The sequence below is a fragment of the Fervidobacterium sp. 2310opik-2 genome, from assembly GCF_011057735.1.
In the GTDB taxonomy this organism is placed as follows: Bacteria; Thermotogota; Thermotogae; order Thermotogales; family Fervidobacteriaceae; genus Fervidobacterium; species Fervidobacterium nodosum.
Map to the genome: position 1 here is coordinate 39,673 of NZ_LNGG01000025.1, position 22,564 is coordinate 62,236.

Genomic DNA, 22,564 nt, shown 5'->3' on the forward strand with positions numbered 1-22,564 from the left:
CTTACTTCTAAAAATATTAACTAACTTATAATTAAATTATTGTGCATAAACGGGTTTCAGTCCAGTGTTATAAAGTATTCCACATACTTCGTACATACCTTTCTTCGTGACACAAAGAACCACTCCAGACATTTCGGCAGCTGCTTTTGTCTCAGGCATTATATCCCTGTTTCTAACAATTAAAACTACAGGAATCCCAACAACTCCAGCTGTTCTAACACACTGTGGAGTTGCTAAACCTGTTACCAGTAAAGACCCGGGTTCAGAAAGCGCAAGAACATCACTCATTAAATCAGATGCTGCAACTTTTTCTATCTCTATTTCTTCAGGATTTACACCACTATTGACCACTATTTCACCTTCAACTATTTTGAGTAACTCACTAAGTTTCACAATAAATCACCTCTATAGCCGTATTTTATAAATGCTTCGTATGTCCATGGACAAGTTTCTTTAAATATATCGGCTATTGCTATAGCGTATTGTTGAATTTCCCATTGAGCATGTGAATCTGCTCTCAAGTTCAAAAAGTTCATCAGACTCCTTGCGTTTACCGTCCAATAAAATTGTGTATATGTTGCTAATGGCAAGACTATTCTTGCAAGTTCACGTGCTACACCTAAGCCTATCAACTCTTTGTAAATTTTATAGCTTTCATCAAATACATTTTCCATCATATCAATAACTTTGCGCAAAAGTTCTTCGTCGTTTAATTGAACTGCTTTTTGTCTATCTTCTGGTACGTTTACACGAACATTGGAAGGGATATAGAATTCTTCGTCTTTTATCTCTGTATATCTTTGGCTTATTTCATTGAATGAACCTATCCTGTGTCTAAACCATTGTCTTGCGACAAAGAGTGGGGCTTTTGCGTGGAATGTAAAGACAATGTGCTCAAATGGTGTTTCGTGACCATGTTCCATAAGGTACATAATAAGTGCTTTATCACGTTCCGGTGTTTTAAGTCCTTGACCATAAGAAACACGTGCCGCTTTTACCGCCGCATAATCATCACCCATCATGTCAACTAATCTAACGAAACCCTTATCGAGTATATTCTTCTCAAATTTTGAAAAATCAATATTTTCCATATTTTGTCTTTCTGCTCTTTTTCCTGACGTCTCGTCTATTGCCAAACAAGTCCACCTCCATTGATTTTATTAAAATAATGTATCTTTCTAAAGTAATCATGTTTTCAGTTAACCATTTATCTAACAAAGAAGGAGTTACCAATTGAAATACTGGATCAAAGGTTAAACGATGATACGGAGTGGGACCATACTTTTTTAGTAATTCAATATGCTCAGAAGTAGCATATCCTTTGTGTTTTGATAGATTATATTCTGGAAATTCTTTATCAAACTTTTTCATTATCCTATCCCGTGTCACTTTTGCCAAAATTGATGCAGCCGATATTTGATAAACTTTTTCATCACCTTTTACAATACACTTAGAAGGAAAATTCAGTCTCAAATCCTTTCCATCAACATAAATATTTTTTCCTTCATCTATCTTGATATAATAAGAAAGTATTTCCAGCGCTCTATTCATCGCTAATTCAGTCGCATGAAGTATATTGTATACATCTATTTCGTCTGGTGTGGCTATTCCGATTCCAAACTTTGCGCTAAAAGATATTTTTTCATACAGCTCTTCTCTTTTGGATTCACTAAGTTTTTTGCTGTCCGTTATCCCTTCTATGTATATACCCTCATCAAAAAAAACAGCAGCCGCAACTACCGGACCAAAAATTGGGCCCCTGCCAGCTTCGTCAACACCTATAATGGAATAGTCAATTGTCCCTTTTGTACTCATAATACTTAACCCCTAATGTTGTTTTTTGATAAAAAATCAATTCTTATCGAGCTTTTATAGTCTTATAAATCTCGTTGACATCCTTCACAAAATTATCGATTTTATCTCCAGAAATAACTATTAGCCAATTGTCTTTGTACCAAACATATAAATCTGTATTTTCTAGTCTTAAAGTAAAAATTCCATAATCACCCATATTTACCTTAAAATACTTTAACTTGAGAGGATTGTTGTATTTCTTTGTAATTTTATTCCAACTTTCTTTTGCGTGTTCTTCATCGTCATATTTGAATACCATGAATATTCCATCTATGCCATCAAATATAGCGTACCTACCTTCACCAAGGTAAATATCACCGAAACCTTCTATGTAACCACTATCAATTAGGTAATACTTGTTACTCAAAACATTTATTGCAGCCTCTTGGGAGTAGCTTGAAGGTGGTACTTCAGGAATAAAAGGTACGGAACAAGAGAAAAATAGTAAAGTCAATACAAAAGCCCATAGAATGTACACAAAACTATTTAATCTATTCTTTTGAAACATCTTAAGCTCACCTCTAACACCTTCTTGTTTGTTTTACATAATTTTTATTCTCCAAAAAAGTATTTTATCGCTTCCTTAACAATTGTCTCGCTAATGGCTAAGTCTGCGTGGTCAAATCCTTCAAATACCTTTTCATTACCATAGTATGTCGCGCTGAATAGTGGTACCATCCCATCATTTTGAGTAAAATCGGAATCTTTTGGATAAATTATCTTTATAGTACTTTCGAGAATTTGCAACGCAATAGATGAAAAAAAATCAGTATTTATTAAATTTTTAACTATGCTACTTGTGTTTGCGTTTATTTTGGCTGCAAAATTCATAAAATTGATATTTTCTGGAATTTCAGGGTTTTCAAATCCAAATGTCAGGTATTTATAATTTGGCGCATCAATAAAAACCCACGCAGTATTAGCCATTAAAATTACGGTCTTTATTATGTCCCATTTTGGATGAAACTTCAAAACGCTCTTGTCCAAAACTACAAAATTAGCAAGCGGTGTTCCACGATGAGGTGTTCCAGCGAAGATGATTTTGTTCACAAATTTCCTAAATTCTTCATTTTGAAGCGCATATCTCAGAAGAATTCCACCCATACTGTGAGCATATATATTTACTTTTTTATTCAATTTGATTATTTCATCGACTAAAATTTTTGCCGTTTCTTCAAGTGGCACATCAAGCGTTGGATATATAAATATGTAAAGACCACAATTTTTAGGCAATAAACTATTCCATGTATTTACAAAATATTCTTTGTATAAAGTCCAACTACCGTTAACTTCCATAGGGTCAATCCCGTGAATGAGAACAACTGAAAGTTCTCCATCTCTTATTTTAACGATTTCAGGCAAAGGTCTTTCCCAATAAACTTCCGAGACTTTTGTATATTCAAAGAAAGGTTTTATTTCGTTTATCGTTCTATAAACAGGTATTCCGTTGTTATAATACACATAATACTGCGCTGGAAATGATAGTGAAATGGTAACCAAAACCAAGAGTAAACTTAATAAGCTAGTTTTAATAACAATACCTCCAGTATATCTGAAGCGTCTTCTGTTCTATCGACAATATCACCTATGTTTATTATTAATTCTTTAAGTTGCATTTTCTCAGCAAGTTGTAAATCTAAAGAGAAAATTTCCTTTAGTGCAACTTCCTCAATCATATCTTCGTCATGCTCGTATTTTTCAACTTCAAGTATATAAGCATTGACCTTATCAATGTCATTAAACAATTCTTCAACAGATTTATAGAATGATTTAGAAGCATTTACAGCACATTCAAGCTGACTAAGAATTTTATCTTTTATGTTTTCTGGCACATTAGGTTGCTGATAATCGATTATTTTACTTACCGATTCGCATTTGTTGATTATTTTATCTATGCTCTCACTCAAAGAATGAATTACTTCCCTCATATCGGGTAAAAATAACCCTTTGTAGGATTCTGATATTATAAACCTTCTTATCTCATCGGCTTCGTGCTCAATTGTTTTGATTAATAAAAATGCTTCTCTCTGTCTTTCACATTCTGGAGAAAAATAGCACGTGAAAAAATCTTTTAAAGCCATTGTCGCTTCAATGGTTTTTCTGGAAAGCTGTATTAATTTTTCTATTACTTCCCTTTCTTTCTTTGCAAATGAGAAAGGCACACATACCACCTCAATTAACATTTAAGTATTAAATTTTTCTAATTTCTATTTAATTATATCACATTTTCTCAAAAAAAACGAGAAAAGAATCTCCGTATTCTTTTATTTTAAATACTCTAATGAATTTTAAGATATTTTCATCTGGTATCTCTCTCTTTGAACATTGAAGGATGAAAATGGAAGTTTCATGCATCACGTTGTGTACTCTTTGAACAATATCATTAACCAAGCCAAGTTCATAAGGAGGGTCTGAGTATATTATATCAAAAACGTTTCCGTAACTTTCCAAAAATCTCCTAACATCTTCTTTGTATATTTTTATCTTGTCATCCAAGCCAAGGTTTTTAGCATTTTCTTTAACGGTCGAAATAGCCTTATTTGAAACGTCGACAAAAACAACTTCTTTTGCTCCGTTGCTGAGCATTTCAAATCCAACAGAACCACTTCCACAGCAAACATCCGCGCAAATCTTACCTTCAAATTCGACTATGTTGACTAAACTTCTCCTTAGTATAGCTGATGTATAACGAGTTCGTGGATCTGGGACTGTTTTTATTAACTTCCCTTTTAATTCCCCACTCTCAATCCTAAGCATTATTTATCACCATCATCACTTTCTTCATTTCCTTCGTTGGAATTTAACTTAACAATGACTGTTAGTTCTCCCTTAACATTTTTGAATTTTTCTAAAGCTCCTTCAATTGTCCCAAAATAGTGTTCTTCGTAAAATTTCGTTAGTTCTCTTGCTATAAATACTTCGCAACTGCCGAGTATACTTTTTATATCTTCAAGTGTTTTTAAAAGTCTTTCCGGGCTTTCGAAGAAGACAAAAGATTCTATTAATCCTAAATTTCTTACTTGCTCTAATTTCCTTAACAACCTTCTTCTATTTTTATCTTTTGGCATAAACCCTATAAAATAAAAGTGAGTTCCTCTGAACCCACTTACAGCTACCGCACTTGTTAAGGCACTCGGTCCTGGTATAACTTCTACCTTTATACCTTCTTCGTGACATCTTTTGACAAGGTTGTAACCTGGATCGGAAATAACGGGCATTCCTGCATCGGAAACCTGAGCCACTTTCTTCCCTGACTTTATAATTTCTATTATCTTATCTATCTTTTTGTAAGAGTTGTGTTCGTTAAACGATTCTATGTACTTTTCGATACCAAAATATTGCAGAAGACTCTTCGTCCGTCTGGTGTCTTCTGCAATTACAATATCAACATCTTTTAAAACCTCTAAAGCTCTGAATGTTATATCTTTCAAATTTCCAATAGGTGTTCCAACAATGTATAGCATTCCGTATTCTTTGTTATTTTCGCTTTTGTTCACCATAAAATCAACCTTTCTAAACCGACTCATTTGTCACTATCTTAAATGTATGCATTTTATCATTTATCTTCTCAAATAAAACGTCTTGGTTCAAAAAGTGCTTTGGCTGACCAAAGAAATCTCCAAATGATTCTTTTATCCCACTAACTATATCATCAAACGATACATATTTGTAATCGTATAGACCAATCAATGGTATATCAAGACTTTTTGTACTCTTGAAGCAGTATTTAATTTCGTCGTGCGGTGTTAAAACAATTGAACCATGTTGCAATATGTAATCTTGGGTTCGTGTTTGAGCACTTCCAACAACTTTTATCCCATTTAATGTTATTTCATACACTGAAGGCGTTTGGAAACAAACGTGACTCGCAGTTTTTTTCTTCCCTTCAACCATTTCAACAGGATATCCAACTTTTCTTAATCCTTTAACTAGTAATTCTGACAAAAAATTGTATAGTTCCAAAACTGTCGTGTTAAATAACTCATGATTTTTTGGAATAATAACAGAGTAAGTAATTTCATCCCAATGCAAAACAGCCCTTCCACCAGATGGTCTTCTCACAATGTCAAAATTTTTCGCCGTTATATATTCAAAATCTAAATCATCGGTTTTTTGGTGCTTTCCCAACGATAAAGTTGGATTTTTCCATGTGTAAAAACGTAAAATCACATCATCGGCTAACTCTCCCAATGCCACGTCGTAAGCCATATTTGTCGCACCGTCAAAATCGTAAGTCTCAATTATATACACCTTATCACCTCAAGTATCCTGAAAGCTTTATTTAGCCTTTTTGATTAATAGAAAAACAGGATTCGTAACTATAACAATTATAACCTTAATTACATACTGAGACAATATCATTCCCCAGAGTCCCCTATAAACACCTAAAAACGCAACGTAGGTAAATACTAATGTATCGAAAAATTGTGCGATGCCAACTGAAACAAGATTTGCAGTAAGCGGACTTTTAAATAACCCCTTGTTAAAAACATAATGGTTAATTAATTGCGATGTTCCATAAGCTGATAAACTCGCTATCGTAAAGCGCCAATTCATTCCAAGAATTATCTTGTACGCTTCTCCTCTTTCAGTGTTAGCGGAAGGCATGAACAAACCTAATATTATCAACAAACTTGCGGTTATTTGTGCAAGAAAACCCATATATATAAGCTGTTTTGAGTACTTTTTGTCTACGCTTTCTGAAACCATATTTGAAATAATAAACGTAAAAGTATAGCTTATAATAGAGGCCGGGAAGACAAATAAACCTATTTTAACAACTTTAGATGCTATAACGTTTGAAATAACAATACCAGTGATAAAAAGGGTCGTAAATGTCATGAGTTTCTTCTCTACTTGATTCATAAACTTTTTAAATACCTCCTTTGTCAATCTATATATCCTAATTTTTCTGAAAATCAAAATGCAAATTATTATACTTCATACGTTTTATAAAGGAATTTTTTAAACCAAAAATTACCACAATCGTTACATGGACGTAACCATAAAAAACCGATTTATTGTATATAATATTGTCCGTAATACTGACGTATTTTGTTCACTTAAGTAAACATGATTATATAAATGGAATAATTGTGTTTATTTAAATGCACAAAAACAAATCTCTATCTTTTACCAAATATCTCATAAATAAACAATAATCAAAATTTAAATGGGGAGGGATTAACATGAAAAGTTTGGGTAGACATATTATCGCAGAATTTTACGATTGTGACAAGGAAATGCTCGATAATATTGACGCAATCGAGTTTCATATGAAACAAGCAGCTTACGAAACTGGTGCGACAATAGTTAATTCTTCTTTCCACCGGTTCCTCCCCTACGGAGTAAGCGGTGTGGTAGTAATAAGTGAGTCACATCTTACGATCCACACATGGCCAGAGTACGGTTACGCAGCGGTTGACTTGTTCACATGTGGTGACCATGTCGACCCATGGAAAGCTTTTTCTTACTTAAAGAAGATATTCAAGTCGCAAAGGGCACATGTCGTTGAGCACCTTAGAGGAAAATACGATGAAGTCGGAATTCCTGAAAACGCACCACATAAAGCTGTTGAAGCAGAAATGGCAGAAATATTCTAATGTTTTTATAGTTTAAAAACTTCGAAAAGGAGGTGCTCTGAATGGCTGATAAAGGACTCGAAAAAGAATTAAAACCCGGTAGACATATGTTGTATATGGAATGGTATTCGAAAGATCCCGGTGGATTATTCATGAAAGTTAATAGATATTTGTACTCAGCCCAGAGTCAGTATCAAAGAATAGATATATTTGAAGCACCATTTTATGGAAGAGTGTTTTCACTAGATGGTATTACAATGACAACGGAAATCGATGAATTCATGTACCATGAAATGCTCGTTCACGTACCAATGTTTATGCATCCAAATCCAAAGAAAGTCCTTGTTATCGGTGGCGGTGACGGTGGAAGCATAAGAGAAGTTTTAAAACACCCATCCGTTGAAAAAGCGGTAATGTGTGAGATTGACGAACTTGTTGTAAGAGCTGCTATGGAATATCTCCCATACACCGCATCAAAGTTAACAGACCCAAGAGTAGAGCTTGTTTACGAAGACGGTGCGAAGTTCGTAAGGCAATTTAAAAACGAGTTTGACGTTATTATAATTGACTCAACCGACCCAACAGCAGGGGAAGGTGGGCACCTATTCACGCTTGACTTTTACAAGGCATGTAACGAGGCTTTGAAAGAAGATGGTATTTTGTGTGCTCAAACTGAAGGCCTGACATACGACTACGAATGGGGTTCAACTGCTTACAAAAGAATTAAGGCAAACTTCCCGCTTGTAAAGATGTACCTTGGCTTTATGCCAACGTATCCCGGAGGTATTTGGTCTTACACTTACGCTTCAAAAGCAGGAATTGACCCAGTTAAAGATTTCAATCCAGATAAAGTAAAAAATTTCAAAGAACCGTTAAGATATTACAATGAAGAAATACACATAGCCGCATTTGCACTTCCGAATTTCGTAAAAAAATACATAGAAGAATAAAAAAATTAACAAAACGGCAGGTTATCCCTGCCGTTTTTTATGCTAAAATATAACTATAATTAAACAAGAGAACTAGTTAAAGTATGTTGAGGTGAAATCATGAAAATTGGAAGTAAGATAAAACGCCTAAGATTAGCAAGGGGATACACGCAAGAAGAATTGGCCGATAGGTGTGATTTATCGCGAAGCTTTATATCACAGTTAGAGAGCGATAAAGTTTCACCATCCGTTGAAACATTAGAACGGGTCTTAAGGGTATTAGGTACAGATTTAAAGCACTTCTTTACCGATGAACAAAAGAAAATTATCTTCAAAAAAAATGAAAGGGTACCTATGTACGAATTACCAAAAGGTGTAAAGATTGATATTCTAATGGATGGAATAGAAGACAAAGAAATAGATGCAAAAATTGTTGAGCTTGAACCAGGGGCACAAACAGAGCAGGAAGATTATCACGACGGCGATGAGTTCGGGTATGTTATCGAGGGCTCTGTAGAAATCTATATCGATGGGAAAAAATACAGAGCAAATGAAGGAGATTGTTTTTACTACTCGGCAGATTGTATCCACTATCTCAGAAACCCAGGGAAGGAAAAAGCAAAAATACTTTGGATCCAAACAATATGAAAAAAACATGAAAATAGATTTTTTACACAAATATTAAAAAAATTAATTTTCACATTTTTTCTTTAAAGCTTCGTATTCTTCCTTTAACTTATCATACTCTTCTTTTGAAACAAAACCTGTTGATTTAATAAGTTCTATTATATCCTTTTTCATATTTTCTTCAAATTCATTAAAATGCTTGATTACAGCATTTCCTAGTTCTTTTGCAATATCTGCAGGCAATACCCCTTGATTTACAAGATCAAGAAGTATTTCAATAAAGTCGTCTGTATTTCCTTTAAAAATTTTAATAAAACCCTGGATTAATCTTTCTATCATTTCCTTTTTTAGGCTACAAAAAATCTTACCTTTTATTCTTGCTTTCAAAAAAATCTCCTGGGTAATATCTTTACCCAGGCTATCGATGATTTTTACCGTCTCCCCTTCTTTAACAAAATTTGCAACATCATTTAAAGTGATAAATTTTTTCATATTCGTATCATATAATTTTCTGTTCTTATATTTTTCTATTATCCTCACTGTATTCCTCCAAAAATCTGGGAGGAGAACCCCCCAGGAAGATTAATAACTAGCTTTTATCCCAAGCATTAGTAAATTTTTATCATTATCACCTAATTTATTGTATAATCCTCTTGCAAAAAGTGATGTGTAATCATCAAAATTATATAAACCTTCGTACATAACATCAAATTCCTCAGATTCTACATTCAAGTCCATTGTTTCCAATTTGATATTCTGCACCAAAAACATCTTCAAAAATACTCGGTACTTTTTCTTCTATTTCAACTTCTCCTAAACCTTCAACTGGTAATTTAAATGTACTCCTATTTTCAGTCTCAAAAGCTGTGTAGTTATGAACTATAAGACTAGAAGATGGTACTTGATAAACAAGCGATAATGAAGTCGTGTAAACAAACGGCCATTTGAGATGAACACCATCTTCTAAAATTTTATCAACAATTAAATATTTTGCTTTCTGATATGTTACTAAAACTCCGTAATCAAGCCACAACACATTTCCATACCAATTTAAGGCATACGCGAATTGGTCAATAACTTTTTGATTTTCGAAAACAATGTGTGAGTTGTTATTTTTCATTGAAGCTAAAATCAACATTTTTGTTTCATCATTTAAATTTGATTTTACGGTATAGACATACGAAGATGGTGTTGAAGAAGGTAAATTTTCAAATGTTGAAAAGACATATAAACCAAAAGTTCCATCGTTTATCATATAAGAATACCTTAATCCTGTAATAGGAAGCTTTTCAAATTCTAAATATCTTCCAATTTTTATGTTACAAGTAAAGTATCAACTTTGTTAATTATTATGCAATGCATAATAACATCCATCGAATAATGAAAAAATTATTTGTTAATTAGATTTATCGCTTTACGATAAATTACGATAGTATTTATTAATGTCTCAATGTGTAATCTGTGCTTTTAACATCCTTTTATTTTCATCGATTGCTTTAATCTATATGTAAAATATTCTATTTCAAATTTTGGTTAAGGCTTTTTTCAAAATAAAACAGACTAAAAATACGCATTAATTAAATGATTTAAATTATTAGCTTCATTGAATAACTTTGGTGTAATTTAATTTGTTTTTTAACTTTTTCCAATATTTGAAAAAGATTTTTTGAGTGATAAAATAGGTTTGTAAACAAAAATCTAAGGTTGTGGGGTGATGATTATGGAAGGGAAAAGAATTAGAGTTCTTATCGCAAAGCCCGGACTGGACGGGCATGATAGAGGTGCTAAAGTTGTGGCAAGAGGTCTAAGAGATGCTGGTATGGAAGTTATTTACACTGGGTTAAGACAAACTCCAGAGGAGATTATAAGAGCAGCTATGCAAGAAGACGTCGATATTATAGGCTTATCTATCCTTTCTGGCGCACATATGAGCGTATGTAAAAAAGTTCTCGAATTGATGGAAAAATACGATTTCCATGTTCCAGTATTTGTTGGAGGAATCATACCAGCCGATGATGCCGAAGAACTCTTGAAAATGGGAATTAAAGCTGTCTTTGGCCCAGGAACTCCAATTTCAGAAGTTGTAGAAAAAATTAACGAGGTTGTTAAGCAAGGTGTAGAGCAAGCATGAAAAAATTTTCCAAAGAGTCGGAAATCTTATTAAAGCTCACCGATAAAATCATCGAAAAGGATCAATTTGCCCTTTCAAGGGCTATAACTATGGTTGAGAATAATCCGGAGTTAGTCTTTGAAATTGAAAAAAATTTTAAAGATATTCTTTTAGAGAAGAATGGAATAACACATATCATTGGAATAACCGGTAGTCCAGGAGCTGGAAAAAGTACATTGACAGATTCTTATGTTACAAGGATAAGAAAAGATGGAAAGAGCGTAGGTATAATAGCAATTGACCCTTCAAGCCCATTTACTGGTGGTGCACTGTTGGGTGATAGGATAAGGATGAAAAGGCATTTTACAGATAATGACGTATTTATAAGAAGCATGGGGAGTCGAGGTAATGTTGGAGGTCTAAACGACTCAATTTTTGGTGTGATTACACTCTATAAGTTATTTGGATTCGATTATATAATAATTGAAACTGTCGGTGCTGGTCAGAGCGAAATAGATATTGCTTATGTAGCAGACACTGTTGTACTAGTTCTTTCGCCCGGAAGCGGTGATGAAATTCAACTTATGAAAGCTGGAATAATGGAAATAGGCGATATATTTGTCATAAACAAAGCCGATCTTGAAGGCGCAGAAATACTAAAAATAAACCTAGAAACAATATTATCTTATTCAGATAGCAAAAAGCCTATAGTTATGTGCGTAGCAACTTCAGGAAAAGGAATTGATGAACTTTACAATGAAATTCAAAATCACCGTGAATTTTTATATCAGAGTGGTGAAATTTCTTTAAGAGCTCAAAGAAGAATCAAGAAGCATGTGGAAACTATATTGAATAAAAAAATATCCAAGTTGCTTGATAAGTACAGCGTTGATGGAAAGAATGTCTTAGAATTAGTTGATTTTGTAATTGGAAAAATATGTGATAAAGAGGAATGAACCAAGATTATGAGTACGAAAAGCCCATCAAAATTATTTATAAATATAGTTGGCATTGGAAAAGTTTCCAGCTCTATAGCAAGACAATTAAAGGGAAAAACAAAATTTGGGCATATTCTTTCAAGAGATAGAGCAAAAGCCGAACAACTTGCTAAAGAGTTAGACGGTATACCAGTTACTTACGATGATGATTTTCTATTGGATGGTATCGTACTTTTTGGAGTAAATGATTCAGTATTACCCTATATACAACAAAAATTGGAGAGAAAAGTCAATAATATAATAGCGGTACATTTCAGTGGGTTTCATTCATCCGCAATATTTCCTGAAGAATGGTCCCCTGTTTCTATGCATCCTAATTGCTCAGTTGCAGATGAATATCATTCTTTCAAAAATGTCATTTTTGGTATAGAAGGTTCCGAAAAAGGCTTAGAAATAGCGAAGAAAATTGTAAAATTAGTCGGAGGAAAGTATGTAACAATTTCAACACATGACAAAGCTTTATATCATCTTGCGGCGGTTATATCGAGCAACTTTCCTATGGCACTTGCGTATTTGTCCTTAAAAATATACGAAGATATAGGAATAGATAATGAAAACGCTAGAAAAATAATATCAACACTGATGGAATCGGTCAGTAAAAATATATCAAAGTATGATTTAAAAGATGCTTTAACTGGACCTGTTAAGAGAAAAGATTGGAAAGTGGTAGAAGAAGAAGGAAAGGTTTTTAAAGAGTTTTTCAAAGAAAAGTACGGGATAAACGAGGATTTATACCAACAATTTGTAAAAATTCTTCGAAAAATTGTACTTTAAACCCTTTGAGTATTCTATATGAAAAAAGTGCCAATAATGGCACTTTTTTGTTTTATGCGAACTACTGTGATTTATAGAAGATGTAACTTCACCTTTCAAAATATTGTAATTCGCAAACAAACTCATAATTACTTTATAGAAAATAGATTCCTCTTTACTAATTATACGATAAAAAGCGGACAAACTTTTTAGGTTTGTCCGCTTTTTATCAAATTAATTTTTTATTTATTATCCTAACTCAACAAGCGCTTGGCCAGTATCTACGTTGTCTCCTTCTTTAACAAGTATTTTCCTCACAACTCCAGGTTTATCTGCCACTATCTCATTTTCCATCTTCATCGCTTCAAGGATGACAACTTTCTGACCGTACTCAACTTTTTGACCTTCGCTAACAAGTACTTTCAAAATGACACCAGACATTGGAGCTACAATTTTTACTCCAGACGATGTAGATGACACTTGAGTTTGTTTACTTTCCTCTTGAACCGGTTGAACTGTTTTAACCGCTTGGACCGGTTGTGCTGGTTGTTGTGTTTGCACTGTTTGGACAGGTTGAGATGATTGCGCTTGCTGAGCAAAACTTTGAACAGATGCTTGAGTTTGTATTCCTAATTCTTCAACTTCCACAACATACTCTTTACCATTAACTCGGACAACAAATTTTCTCACCATTTATTTCCACCTCTCCAACCATATGTTCTCCATTCATTCCATCCTCTTTTTCCTTTTTTCTCAACTATACGTTGTACTGGTTTTATGGATTTAACAATAACATTTTCTCCAAGAAGAGAATATATCGCAGCAAAAACCGCCGCTATTTCTTCCTCGTTTTCAATCCCTTGCGTCATATTTGTAACTGGGATACTCGTTGTAGAATTTTCCACGATAACCGCATTTTCAACATTAGGTTTGGAAGATTGTTGATTTTCTTTCGGCATTTTAACTTTTTTGTTTTGACTAATGCCTATAATTTCCATTAATTTAAAAACTCCATACAAGATAACAAAAACTGCAAAGACAGTGACTACACCAACAATAGTTATTGTTAATTCATTTGGATTATTCACACAACCACCTCTTTTGAATTAATTACTACTTACAAATTACAAAGGTATATTTCCATGTTTTTTGTTGGGTCTTGGTTCTACTTTCGTTGAACCATATTCAAGAGCCTTTTCTATCCATGTTCTTGTTTCACGTGGATCAATTACCGCATCTATGTATCCCCTTGATGCAGCTACATATGGATTGGCAAACAGTTGTCTATACTCTTCTATTTTTTGTTTTCTTGTTTCCTCTGGATTTTCTGATGCATCTATGTCTTTTTTGAAGATTATGTTTGCAGCGCCATCCGGTCCCATAACTGCAATTTCAGCCGTTGGCCATGCGGCAACAAAATCTGCTCCAAGGTGTTTACTTCCCATAGCTATATACGCACCACCGTACGCTTTTCTTAGAATGATTGTAATCTTTGGAACGGTCGCTTCGCTGTATGCGTAAAGTAACTTAGCGCCATGTCTTATTATTCCACCATGTTCTTGTTTAACACCGGGTAGGTAACCTGGTGTATCAACAAATGTGATTATCGGTATATTAAACGCGTCCAAGAATCTGATAAACCTTGCTGCTTTATCCGAAGAGTCAATATCTAATACTCCTGCCAGATAATTTGGTTGGTTTGCAACAATACCTACAGACCTTCCTCCAATTCTTGCGAAACCAACTACAATACTTTTCGCAAAATGCTCGTGAACCTCAAAAAATGTTCCCTCATCAACTATCTTTTTTATAACGTCTCGAACATCGAAACCTTTCTTGGAGTCAACAGGTACTAATGTATGTATATCAGATATATCTGGTATACTGAAATTATCCTCGGGCAATGGTTCTTCCATGTTATTCTGAGGTATATAAGAAATTAGCTTTTTAACCATTTCTATTGCTTGTCTATCATCTAATGCTAAAAAGTGTGCGTTTCCACTCTTAGAGTTGTGTACAAATGAACCACCCAAATCTTCTTTTGAGATATCTTCGCCGGTTACTGCCTTTATAACGTTTGGTCCTGTGATAAACATCTGAGCAGTTTTATCAACCATCACAACGAAGTCTGTAATAGCTGGAGAGTAAACCGCTCCACCAGCGCATGGCCCCGCGATAACTGTTATCTGAGGGATGACACCTGATGCAAGTGTGTTTCTATAGAAAATCTCACCATACCCGTAAAGTGAGTCAACGCCCTCTTGTATTCTTGCACCACCCGAGTCATTTATACCAACGAGTGGAATCCCAAGTTTCATCGCCATATCCATTATTTTCACAATCTTTTTCGCGTGCATCTCACCAAGCGAGCCACCCATGACCGTAAAATCTTGTGAAAATGCTGCAACAGGTCTGCCATTTACTTTACCAATTCCTGTTACAACACCATCGGCAGGCAATTTCATTTTGTCCAGCCCAAATTGTGTGTTCCTATGCTTCACGAATTTATCTACCTCTTCAAATGTACCTGGATCGAATAATAATTCTAATCTTTCTCTTGCTGTAAGTTTTCCTTCCGCGTGTTGCTTGTCTATTTTGTCCTGTCCGCCGCCATTTTCAACTTCCTTTTCTAAATCTTTCAATTTCTGTATAAGTTCGTCCATCTACTGCTTCACTCCCCTCAAAGATATTTTATTTATGTGAATTACAATTAATGTTCACCTTCTACCAATTCAATTAGTACTCCACCTGTTGTTTTTGGGTGAAGGAATAAAACTTTTGTACCACCAGCGCCTTTTTTAGGTTCTTCAGAAAGTGGCTGTAATCCGTTTTCTTTTGCAAGTCTGACTGCCTCTTCTATCCCATGAACATTGAAAGCTAAATGGTGAATTCCTTCGCCTTTCTTTTCCAAAAATCCTGACACTTCAGAATTTTCGTTCATCGGTTCAAGCAATTCAATCCTAGTGTCTCCAACCTTTATGAAATACACCCTTAAGCCTCTTTCTGGAAGTTCTTCAATTTCGGTAACCTCCAAACCAAGAAAATCCTGATATAATTTTAATTTTTCCTTAGCGTCTCTTACAGCTATACCTATGTGGTCGATCCTATTAGTGTGCATAAATCCACCCCCAAAGCAAGCAATATAATTTTCTTTATAAGTCTCTATATTGATATTCTAATTCTTTTTTGAAACTTAATCAAATCCATCCAAGAACTTTTGCGGTCCTTCTCATGAAACTTTCAAGTGCTTTCTTTCCAACTTCTGTTTTTGCATATATTTCCATAAATTCTGATGGTTGATACCTTATAACCTTAACGTTTCCTACCGTCACACATGTTTCCGTGTAAGGTTCATCAATCAGAGCTTCTAAGCCAAACACACATATATCTTCATCGGTCATTATTAATTCATAACCATTAACTTTTATCTTCACTTTTCCAGATTTTAAAACATAAACATATTCACCTTTTTCACCTTTTTGTATAATCATCTGATTATCTTTGAATTCAAGCGTTTCCACGCAAAATCACCTCAATGACTTTTGCAATTTTTGCGTACCTTCGCCATAGTATATTCCCTTCATCTTCGTATACGGTTTTCAACATTTTGGCCGCTTCATAACAATAATCAAGTTTTTGAGAGTAATTTATTAAAACTTTCTTTAACAAAGCTTTTGTGAGGTATCTATCATTTAGTAAAAGATAAACTTTTGATGCTGTTTCTATTAAAAGTCTTGGACCGCTTTCGTCGTCTGGAAATTTCTCAATAAATCTGCGGACTAAGTTAACTTTCGTTATTATCTTATCATCTTCAAGCTGTTCTATTTGTTTTAGGGCTTCTTGAACATCATCCGGAAGTTCGCCTGCCGCAAGTGTGAGTAATTGCTCAATTTGATTAAGGTAATCATCCAATTCAATATTTTCAAAATTAAAATCGCTTAAAACCATGTTGTCAATATCGATGGATGTTTCATCTATTAGTTTCCTAAGTTCGACAATCTTTTTTACTATATTTAAATATTCACTTTCAAAGTCTATTTCTACAATTTCACTTTCTTCGATTGCAACTATATCTTCCTCTAATGGAATCGAAAGTAAATATTCCATTAATGCTATATAATCTCCACTAACAAGATCGTGGTACGTATTTTGCCTTGTTTCACGTACGGTCCCAGAAATTACCTTAAAAAGCTTTTTCGGAATTTCTCCGCTTTTGAGTATCACACCTTCTATTTTCACCAGATACTCCTCCCAATTTGCTAACTCATCATCTCTTTATTTTCAACTTGGGCTTTTTCTTATCGCTATCTTTGCTTTCTTCGGCAATTAATCTGAACTCGTCATGCACAGTGCTGACCTTTGCAAGTTCTTTCTTACTTTCTTCTTCAGCTTTGTTGTCAACACGTCTCAAGTTGAGTAAGTACGAAACTGAAAGTTCGTATGTCCGCATCATCATGTCATTAAACATATCGTATGTTTCTTTCTTAAACTCGAGAACAGGATCTTTTTGACCGTAACTTCTAAGTCTAATAGATTCTTTTACATGCTCAACTTCTTCTAAATACTGCCTCCAATTTTCATCTATTATCCTAAGTACTATAAATTTGGCAACATGCTCAAAATCCTCACCAAATTCTTCTTTTTTCAATCTGTAAGCCTTTGTGATTTGTTCAATTATATCCTGCTTCAGCTTTTCTTTATCATCTATTTTAGTATCTATTTTTACAAAATCTTTTATAACTGCAAATGAGTTTTTCAAACCTTCCCAATCCCATTCCACGCCAGAACAAAACTCTTCAATTCTTGCTTCAACAAAATTATCGATAGCTTCACTTATAAAGTCATCGACATCGCGTTCAAGTATATTGTCTCTGTAACCATATATAGCTCTTCTTTGAGTATCAAGAACGCTATCAAGTTCAAGAAGGTACTTTCTTACGGAGAAGTTTATACCTTCAACTTTTTTCTGTACTTGTTCAATGAGTTTCGTTAATAGTGGATGATATATCGGTTGGCCTGGTTCTATCTTGACCATATCCATTACTTTTTGTATTCTGTCGCCACCAAATATTCTCATTAAATCGTCTTCAACCGAAAGGAAGAATATTGACTCGCCAGGATCCCCTTGTCTTCCAGACCTACCTCTAAGTTGGTTATCGATTCTTCTACTTTCATGGCGTTCAGTACCTATTATCAAAAGTCCACCTAACTCTTTTACACCAGGTCCTAATTTAATATCCGTACCACGTCCCGCCATGTTTGTCGCTATCGTTACCATACCTTTCTGGCCAGCTTGCGCAACAATCTGCGCTTCTTTTTCGTGGTATTTCGCGTTTAGAACCTGATGGGGTATACCTTCCTTTTTAAGCATTTCGCTGAGTTTTTCACTCTTTTCTATGGAAGTTGTACCTACCAAGACAGGTTGACCCTTTTCATGTCTTTTCTTTATCTCTTCAACTATCGCTTTGTATTTCTCTTCGACTGATCTGTAAATCAAATCGTCATGGTCAATTCTTATCATTGGCTTGTGAGTCGGTATCACTACAACATCCATACCGTAAATTGCTTTGAATTCTTGTTCTTCAGTCTTTGCCGTACCGGTCATACCAGCAAGCTTTTCGTACATTCTAAAGTAGTTTTGGTATGTTATAGTAGCATACGTAATACTCTCTTCCTTAATTGGAACTCCTTCTTTTGCTTCTATAGCCTGATGTAAACCTCCACTGTAACGTCTTCCAGGGAGAACACGCCCTGTGAATTCATCAACGATTAAAACTTGTCCGTTGTGAACTATATAATCAACATCCTTTTTGAAAAGATGAATCGCTTTCAATGAGTTTGTTATATGATATATACTATTCACATTCGCTGGGTCATATAGGTTATCAACGCCAAGGAGCTTTTCCAAATATTCAATGCCTTCGTCTGTAAGTAATACTGTTCGATGCTCTTCATCAACCTTGAAGTGTTTGTCTTTTTCTAATCTTTTTGCTATTTGGTAAAAATGTTTGTAGACAGATGCATTGTTTTTTGATGGACCGCTTATAATCAACGGCGTTCTTGCTTCGTCTATTAAGATGCTGTCCACTTCATCAACAATTGCGTAAAAATGCCCCATCTGAACTTTATCATCAAGTGAGACAACAAGGTTATCTCTAAGGTAATCAAATCCAAATTCCGAATTTGTTCCATATGTAACATCACATCTGTAAGCTTCCTTTTTACTTACCTCAATTATATCAACCTCAAAAGCTTCGACTGCTTTTTTAACTTTCATCTCGTCTGATAAAAATTCTCCATCGTAATCGTCAGGCCAGACACAATAGTTTTCTTCTAAGCCCTTCTCAGCTAACTCCGGATTTTTCCATACAACTTCGTAAGCTTTTCCACTTGTATTTATTATCCCCACCCTTAAACCAAGGGCAAGATAAATAGGACCCATCCACATAGCATCTCTTTTAGCAAGATAGTCGTTCACCGTAACAACGTGGATATTCCTGTTCATAAGTGAATTTAAAACTATTGGGGCGGTCGCGACCAAAGTTTTTCCTTCTCCAGTCTTCATTTCAGCTATTTTTCCTTTATGCAAAACAATACCGCCGATAAGTTGAACATCGAAATGCCTCATTCCAACTGTTCTTCTTGCGGTTTCGCGCACATAAGCAAATACTTGTTCCAAATGTTCATCTAATTCTTCAATATTTTCCAGTTTGCCTTTGTACTGTAAAATATAACTCTTCATTTCTTCAAAACTTGTTTTTCTTGCCTTTTCATCTAATTGATTTATTCTTTCAACGATTTTCCTCGCTTTCCTTATTTCTATCTCGTTTTTATCAAATATTTTCTTTAAGTTTCCAAGCACTTATCAATCACTCCCAAGTTTTCAATTTTTAATTAATTTAATTACAAACAAATGACTTGCCAAACCTTACAAGTCGCAATTATATTGTATCATAAAAAAGAAAAAAGGTCACCCGTCAAGGATGACCGAAGCACTAGCTTTATATCAGAAATCTATGCCTTCGAGGAGCATACTATTTAACTCATTCAATATTTCATGAGGAGCAATAAGTTCCCCTCCAACTTTACTCAGTAATCTAATTTTTGTTCCAGGCTTTACAAGTTTTGAAACTTCGCTTGCATACTGCCCGAGGTTCATCTCTGCGACAAGCACATTTTGCACATTCGATAATTTTTTCCTCATTTTTTCAATTGGTATGGGCCAAATAGTAATTGGCCTAAGCAAACCAACTTTTATACCATCATTTCTTGCCATTAATACCGCTTCCTTAGCTGACCTTGCAACTGAACCGTACGCTATTATAACTGTTTCCGCATCGTCCATCATGAATTCTTCGCATTCTGCTATCTTATCTATGTGTAGTTTAATTTTATTAACAAGCCTTCTTATTAATTTTTCAGCTGTTTCCATAGTTGCCATTGGAAATCCTGACTCGTCGTGTACCAACCCAGAGACATGGAACTTCGCCTTTCCCATCTCAACCAAAGACGGTGGCAAACTTTCCGCATATTCAGTTTCAGAGAAAGGAACGAATATTTCTTCTTCTTCCAATTCTTTCGATGAGATACGTTCAAAAATTTCGATTTCGCTGTCTGGTGGTAGAATAAAATTCTCGTACATATGCCCTAATACTTCGTCCATCAACAATATTACAGGAGTTCTGTATTCTTCAGCCAAATTGAACGCCTTGATTGTATATTTGTAAACTTCTTCAACAGTCGAAGGATAGAGTGCGATTATCGCATGGTCACCGTGTGTTCCCCATCTTGCTTGCATTATATCTCCTTGGGACGGTTTCGTAGGCATACCTGTTGATGGTCCACCACGCATAACATTAACAAAAACCGTCGGTGTCTCCGTCATAATCGCGTAACCTATCGCTTCTTGCATCAAACTAAATCCCGGACCGCTTGTCGCCGTCATAGACTTCACACCTGCAAGCGAGGCGCCAATAATCGCCGCGGCACTTGCAATCTCATCTTCCATTTGGATAAAAACTCCTCCAACTTTTGGAAGTTCACGTGCCATCGTTTCCGCAATTTCCGAAGAAGGTGTAATTGGGTAACCTGCGTAAAATCTGCAACCTGCTTTTATTGCTCCATAAGCACAAGCTTCATTGCCTTGCCAAAAGACCATTCTTGGATTCTTAGGCATTTTCAACACCAGCCTTTTCGTTCTTTACTTCTTCCATAGGAGTTACTTCAACTATATTTATAACAAAATCTGGACATAGATTTTCACACATTAAACAACCTATACATGTGCTGTGATCTGGTACAGCTGGTTTATTTAAATCTCCTCTTACAATTGTCTTTGTCGGGCATACATTATAGCATATTCCACATGCTTTACACCACTCGTATTTAATTTCCACTCTAAATTGCTTTTTTGCCATGGTTCAACCTCCTTTAAATAATTTTTACTATCCAAATATTGCTAAAAAGACGCCTGCAGCAACTGCTGATCCAATAACTCCAGCTACGTTTGGAGACATCGCATGCATAAGTATGAAGTTTGTTGGATCTTCTTCTTGAGCAATTTTCTGAGCAACTCTTGCACTATCGGGAACAGCTGAAACTCCAGCAGCGCCAATTAATGGGTTTATTTTATCTTTCATAAATAAATTCATTAATTTTGCAAAAAGTATCCCAGAAGCAAGAGCGGAAACAAACGCAAAAGCTCCCATTCCAAAGACCAGAAGAGATTGAGGTTTTAAGAATATATCAGCTCTTGCAGAAGCACCAACTGACAAACAAAGAAGTATTGTCGTTGTGTCTAATATATACTTGCTTGCCGCTTCAACAAGTCTTTTGACATTACCAACTTCTCTAAGAAGATTTCCAAACATAAGAGGTCCAACAAGTGTTAAAGATTGAGGAACAATTAATGCTGTTACAAGAGTTGTTATAAGTGAAAACAATATCTTTTCCGTTTTAGAAACCTTTCTTGGTGGTTTCATACGAATTAATCTTTCTTTTTTAGTTGTAAGTAACTTAGACACTGGTGGTTGTAGAATAGGAATTAAAGCTATATAAGAATAAGCAGCGATAGCTATTATAGAAAGTAATTCTGGTGCAAACTTTGTTGCAACATATATCGATGTAGGACCATCCGCTCCTCCGATTATACCAATGGATGCAGCCTGTTTAAACGTAAATCCAAATGCCCTCGCAAATATAAACGTCAAAAATATACCGATTTGAGCAGCACCACCAAGAAATATGGTTATCGGATAGGATATCATGAAAGAAAAGTCAGTAAGAGCGCCTATTCCTAAAAATATAAGAGGTGGGTAAACACCCAAATCGAGTCCTTTTTTTATGTAATACATAAATCCGCCAGGTATAAATCTCCCATCTGGAAAAGTTTGCGGAGGATTTAATATGCCCGTCGCAAGTGGTGGGATGTTCGAAAGAACTATTCCAAATGCGATTGGTATAAGCAAAAGCGGTTCAGCATCTTTTTTGACAGCCACATAAATTAAAACACCAGCTATAAGAAGCATAAAGATATTACCAAAAGTCATCTGAGAGAATGCCATTTTCTGAAAAAACAATAAGAATTGTTCTAGCAAATCAATCCCTCCATATTCTATTATTTAATTTTTAATTTGTCTTTCAATTTTATAGTATACTCTTACCTAAAACTTTTTCAACTGATAAATAGCAGAATAAAGTAAAGGATAATAT

At 34.8% G+C, this 22,564-nt stretch carries 29 protein-coding genes; 6 read left to right on the forward strand and 23 right to left on the reverse strand.

What is annotated here, in order from left to right; translation table 11 throughout:
- Positions 1-36 precede the first annotated feature (36 nt).
- The 10 genes from AS161_RS07680 to AS161_RS07725 are packed head-to-tail and all read right to left on the reverse strand — an operon-like array spanning position 37 to position 6,720.
- On the reverse strand, positions 37-393 hold the full coding sequence (locus AS161_RS07680; RefSeq protein ID WP_011994493.1) for a hypothetical protein: 357 nt from the start codon (positions 391-393) through the stop codon (positions 37-39).
- A complete protein-coding gene (gene thyX / locus AS161_RS07685) occupies positions 390-1,091 on the reverse strand; it encodes an FAD-dependent thymidylate synthase (protein ID WP_164542386.1) in 702 nt (233 codons plus the stop codon). The genes AS161_RS07680 and thyX overlap by 4 nt, the downstream gene beginning before the upstream one ends.
- Entirely contained in the window at positions 1,078-1,815 is a 738-nt protein-coding gene (locus AS161_RS07690; RefSeq protein ID WP_011994491.1) for a ribonuclease HII, read from the reverse strand. Before AS161_RS07690 ends, thyX begins: the two co-directional genes overlap by 14 nt.
- 43 nt (positions 1,816-1,858) lie before the next feature.
- On the reverse strand, positions 1,859-2,362 hold the full coding sequence (locus AS161_RS07695; protein ID WP_164542354.1) for a DUF3242 domain-containing protein: 504 nt from the start codon (positions 2,360-2,362) through the stop codon (positions 1,859-1,861).
- A gap of 44 nt (positions 2,363-2,406) precedes the next feature.
- Positions 2,407-3,360: an acetyltransferase gene (locus AS161_RS07700; protein ID WP_241241362.1), complete on the reverse strand. Its 954-nt coding sequence runs from the start codon at positions 3,358-3,360 to the stop codon at positions 2,407-2,409.
- A gap of 8 nt (positions 3,361-3,368) precedes the next feature.
- Positions 3,369-4,016, reverse strand: coding sequence for a DUF47 family protein (locus AS161_RS07705; protein WP_164542355.1), 648 nt, complete (start codon positions 4,014-4,016; stop codon positions 3,369-3,371).
- A gap of 58 nt (positions 4,017-4,074) precedes the next feature.
- A complete protein-coding gene (locus AS161_RS07710; RefSeq protein WP_164542356.1) occupies positions 4,075-4,611 on the reverse strand; it encodes an RsmD family RNA methyltransferase in 537 nt (178 codons plus the stop codon).
- Positions 4,611-5,354, reverse strand: coding sequence for a 16S rRNA (cytidine(1402)-2'-O)-methyltransferase (gene rsmI / locus AS161_RS07715; protein ID WP_164542357.1), 744 nt, complete (start codon positions 5,352-5,354; stop codon positions 4,611-4,613). Before rsmI ends, AS161_RS07710 begins: the two co-directional genes overlap by 1 nt.
- 13 nt (positions 5,355-5,367) lie before the next feature.
- Complete coding sequence (locus AS161_RS07720) at positions 5,368-6,105, reverse strand: lipoate--protein ligase family protein (RefSeq protein ID WP_164542358.1); 738 nt, start codon at positions 6,103-6,105, stop codon at positions 5,368-5,370.
- Between the two features lie 27 nt (positions 6,106-6,132).
- Positions 6,133-6,720 (reverse strand): queuosine precursor transporter, encoded by a 588-nt coding sequence (locus AS161_RS07725; protein WP_241241363.1) that lies wholly within the window; start codon positions 6,718-6,720, stop codon positions 6,133-6,135.
- A gap of 323 nt (positions 6,721-7,043) precedes the next feature.
- Between AS161_RS07725 and speD the strand changes: the two genes are divergently transcribed.
- The 3 genes from speD to AS161_RS07740 all read left to right on the forward strand — a co-directional run bounded on the left by speD (position 7,044) and on the right by AS161_RS07740 (position 9,013).
- On the forward strand, positions 7,044-7,457 hold the full coding sequence (speD, locus tag AS161_RS07730; protein ID WP_011994483.1) for an adenosylmethionine decarboxylase: 414 nt from the start codon (positions 7,044-7,046) through the stop codon (positions 7,455-7,457).
- Positions 7,458-7,498: 41 nt separating this feature from the next.
- Entirely contained in the window at positions 7,499-8,386 is an 888-nt protein-coding gene (gene speE, locus AS161_RS07735; protein ID WP_164542360.1) for a polyamine aminopropyltransferase, read from the forward strand.
- 99 nt (positions 8,387-8,485) lie between these two features.
- Positions 8,486-9,013 carry an XRE family transcriptional regulator gene (locus AS161_RS07740; protein WP_164542361.1) on the forward strand — a complete coding sequence of 176 codons (528 nt, stop codon included), beginning with the start codon at positions 8,486-8,488 and terminating at the stop codon, positions 9,011-9,013.
- 42 nt (positions 9,014-9,055) lie between these two features.
- Here AS161_RS07740 and AS161_RS07745 read toward each other — a convergent pair whose 3' ends face one another.
- The 3 genes from AS161_RS07745 to AS161_RS07750 are packed head-to-tail and all read right to left on the reverse strand — an operon-like array spanning position 9,056 to position 10,247.
- Positions 9,056-9,532, reverse strand: a complete 477-nt coding sequence (locus AS161_RS07745; protein WP_164542362.1) for a polyhydroxyalkanoate synthesis regulator DNA-binding domain-containing protein — start codon at positions 9,530-9,532, stop codon at positions 9,056-9,058.
- A 42-nt stretch (positions 9,533-9,574) separates the two neighbouring features.
- The gene (locus AS161_RS09350) at positions 9,575-9,724 is read right to left on the reverse strand and encodes a hypothetical protein (RefSeq protein ID WP_238374575.1); all 150 of its coding nucleotides are present in this window, start codon (positions 9,722-9,724) and stop codon (positions 9,575-9,577) included.
- Positions 9,708-10,247, reverse strand: coding sequence for a hypothetical protein (locus tag AS161_RS07750; RefSeq protein ID WP_011994479.1), 540 nt, complete (start codon positions 10,245-10,247; stop codon positions 9,708-9,710). The genes AS161_RS09350 and AS161_RS07750 overlap by 17 nt, the downstream gene beginning before the upstream one ends.
- Positions 10,248-10,712: 465 nt before the next feature.
- Between AS161_RS07750 and AS161_RS07755 the strand changes: the two genes are divergently transcribed.
- The 3 genes from AS161_RS07755 to AS161_RS07765 are packed head-to-tail and all read left to right on the forward strand — an operon-like array spanning position 10,713 to position 12,874.
- Complete coding sequence (locus AS161_RS07755; RefSeq protein WP_011994478.1) at positions 10,713-11,123, forward strand: cobalamin B12-binding domain-containing protein; 411 nt, start codon at positions 10,713-10,715, stop codon at positions 11,121-11,123.
- A complete protein-coding gene (gene meaB, locus AS161_RS07760; protein WP_011994477.1) occupies positions 11,120-12,058 on the forward strand; it encodes a methylmalonyl Co-A mutase-associated GTPase MeaB in 939 nt (312 codons plus the stop codon). The genes AS161_RS07755 and meaB overlap by 4 nt, the downstream gene beginning before the upstream one ends.
- A 9-nt stretch (positions 12,059-12,067) precedes the next feature.
- Positions 12,068-12,874: a DUF2520 domain-containing protein gene (locus AS161_RS07765; RefSeq protein ID WP_164542363.1), complete on the forward strand. Its 807-nt coding sequence runs from the start codon at positions 12,068-12,070 to the stop codon at positions 12,872-12,874.
- A gap of 228 nt (positions 12,875-13,102) precedes the next feature.
- On the opposite strand, the gene AS161_RS07770 is transcribed toward AS161_RS07765, so the two are convergent.
- The 10 genes from AS161_RS07770 to AS161_RS07815 form a co-directional block, all read right to left on the reverse strand.
- A complete protein-coding gene (locus AS161_RS07770; RefSeq protein ID WP_164542364.1) occupies positions 13,103-13,546 on the reverse strand; it encodes a biotin/lipoyl-containing protein in 444 nt (147 codons plus the stop codon).
- A complete protein-coding gene (locus AS161_RS07775; protein ID WP_164542365.1) occupies positions 13,540-13,941 on the reverse strand; it encodes an OadG family protein in 402 nt (133 codons plus the stop codon). Before AS161_RS07775 ends, AS161_RS07770 begins: the two co-directional genes overlap by 7 nt.
- A gap of 36 nt (positions 13,942-13,977) precedes the next feature.
- A complete protein-coding gene (locus tag AS161_RS07780; protein WP_164542366.1) occupies positions 13,978-15,516 on the reverse strand; it encodes a carboxyl transferase domain-containing protein in 1,539 nt (512 codons plus the stop codon).
- A gap of 47 nt (positions 15,517-15,563) precedes the next feature.
- A complete protein-coding gene (gene mce, locus AS161_RS07785; protein ID WP_011994472.1) occupies positions 15,564-15,971 on the reverse strand; it encodes a methylmalonyl-CoA epimerase in 408 nt (135 codons plus the stop codon).
- A gap of 79 nt (positions 15,972-16,050) precedes the next feature.
- Positions 16,051-16,374, reverse strand: a complete 324-nt coding sequence (locus AS161_RS07790; protein ID WP_164542367.1) for a cyclic nucleotide-binding domain-containing protein — start codon at positions 16,372-16,374, stop codon at positions 16,051-16,053.
- Positions 16,361-17,092, reverse strand: coding sequence for a cyclic nucleotide-binding domain-containing protein (locus AS161_RS07795; RefSeq protein ID WP_164542368.1), 732 nt, complete (start codon positions 17,090-17,092; stop codon positions 16,361-16,363). Before AS161_RS07795 ends, AS161_RS07790 begins: the two co-directional genes overlap by 14 nt.
- 28 nt (positions 17,093-17,120) lie before the next feature.
- Positions 17,121-19,715 (reverse strand): preprotein translocase subunit SecA, encoded by a 2,595-nt coding sequence (gene secA / locus AS161_RS07800; protein WP_164542369.1) that lies wholly within the window; start codon positions 19,713-19,715, stop codon positions 17,121-17,123.
- Positions 19,716-19,859: 144 nt separating this feature from the next.
- Complete coding sequence (locus AS161_RS07805) at positions 19,860-21,029, reverse strand: 2-oxoacid:acceptor oxidoreductase subunit alpha (RefSeq protein WP_164542370.1); 1,170 nt, start codon at positions 21,027-21,029, stop codon at positions 19,860-19,862.
- Entirely contained in the window at positions 21,022-21,270 is a 249-nt protein-coding gene (locus tag AS161_RS07810) for a 4Fe-4S dicluster domain-containing protein (protein ID WP_011994467.1), read from the reverse strand. The genes AS161_RS07805 and AS161_RS07810 overlap by 8 nt, the downstream gene beginning before the upstream one ends.
- Positions 21,271-21,297: 27 nt before the next feature.
- A complete protein-coding gene (locus tag AS161_RS07815) occupies positions 21,298-22,449 on the reverse strand; it encodes a sodium ion-translocating decarboxylase subunit beta (protein WP_164542371.1) in 1,152 nt (383 codons plus the stop codon).
- Positions 22,450-22,564 lie beyond the last annotated feature (115 nt).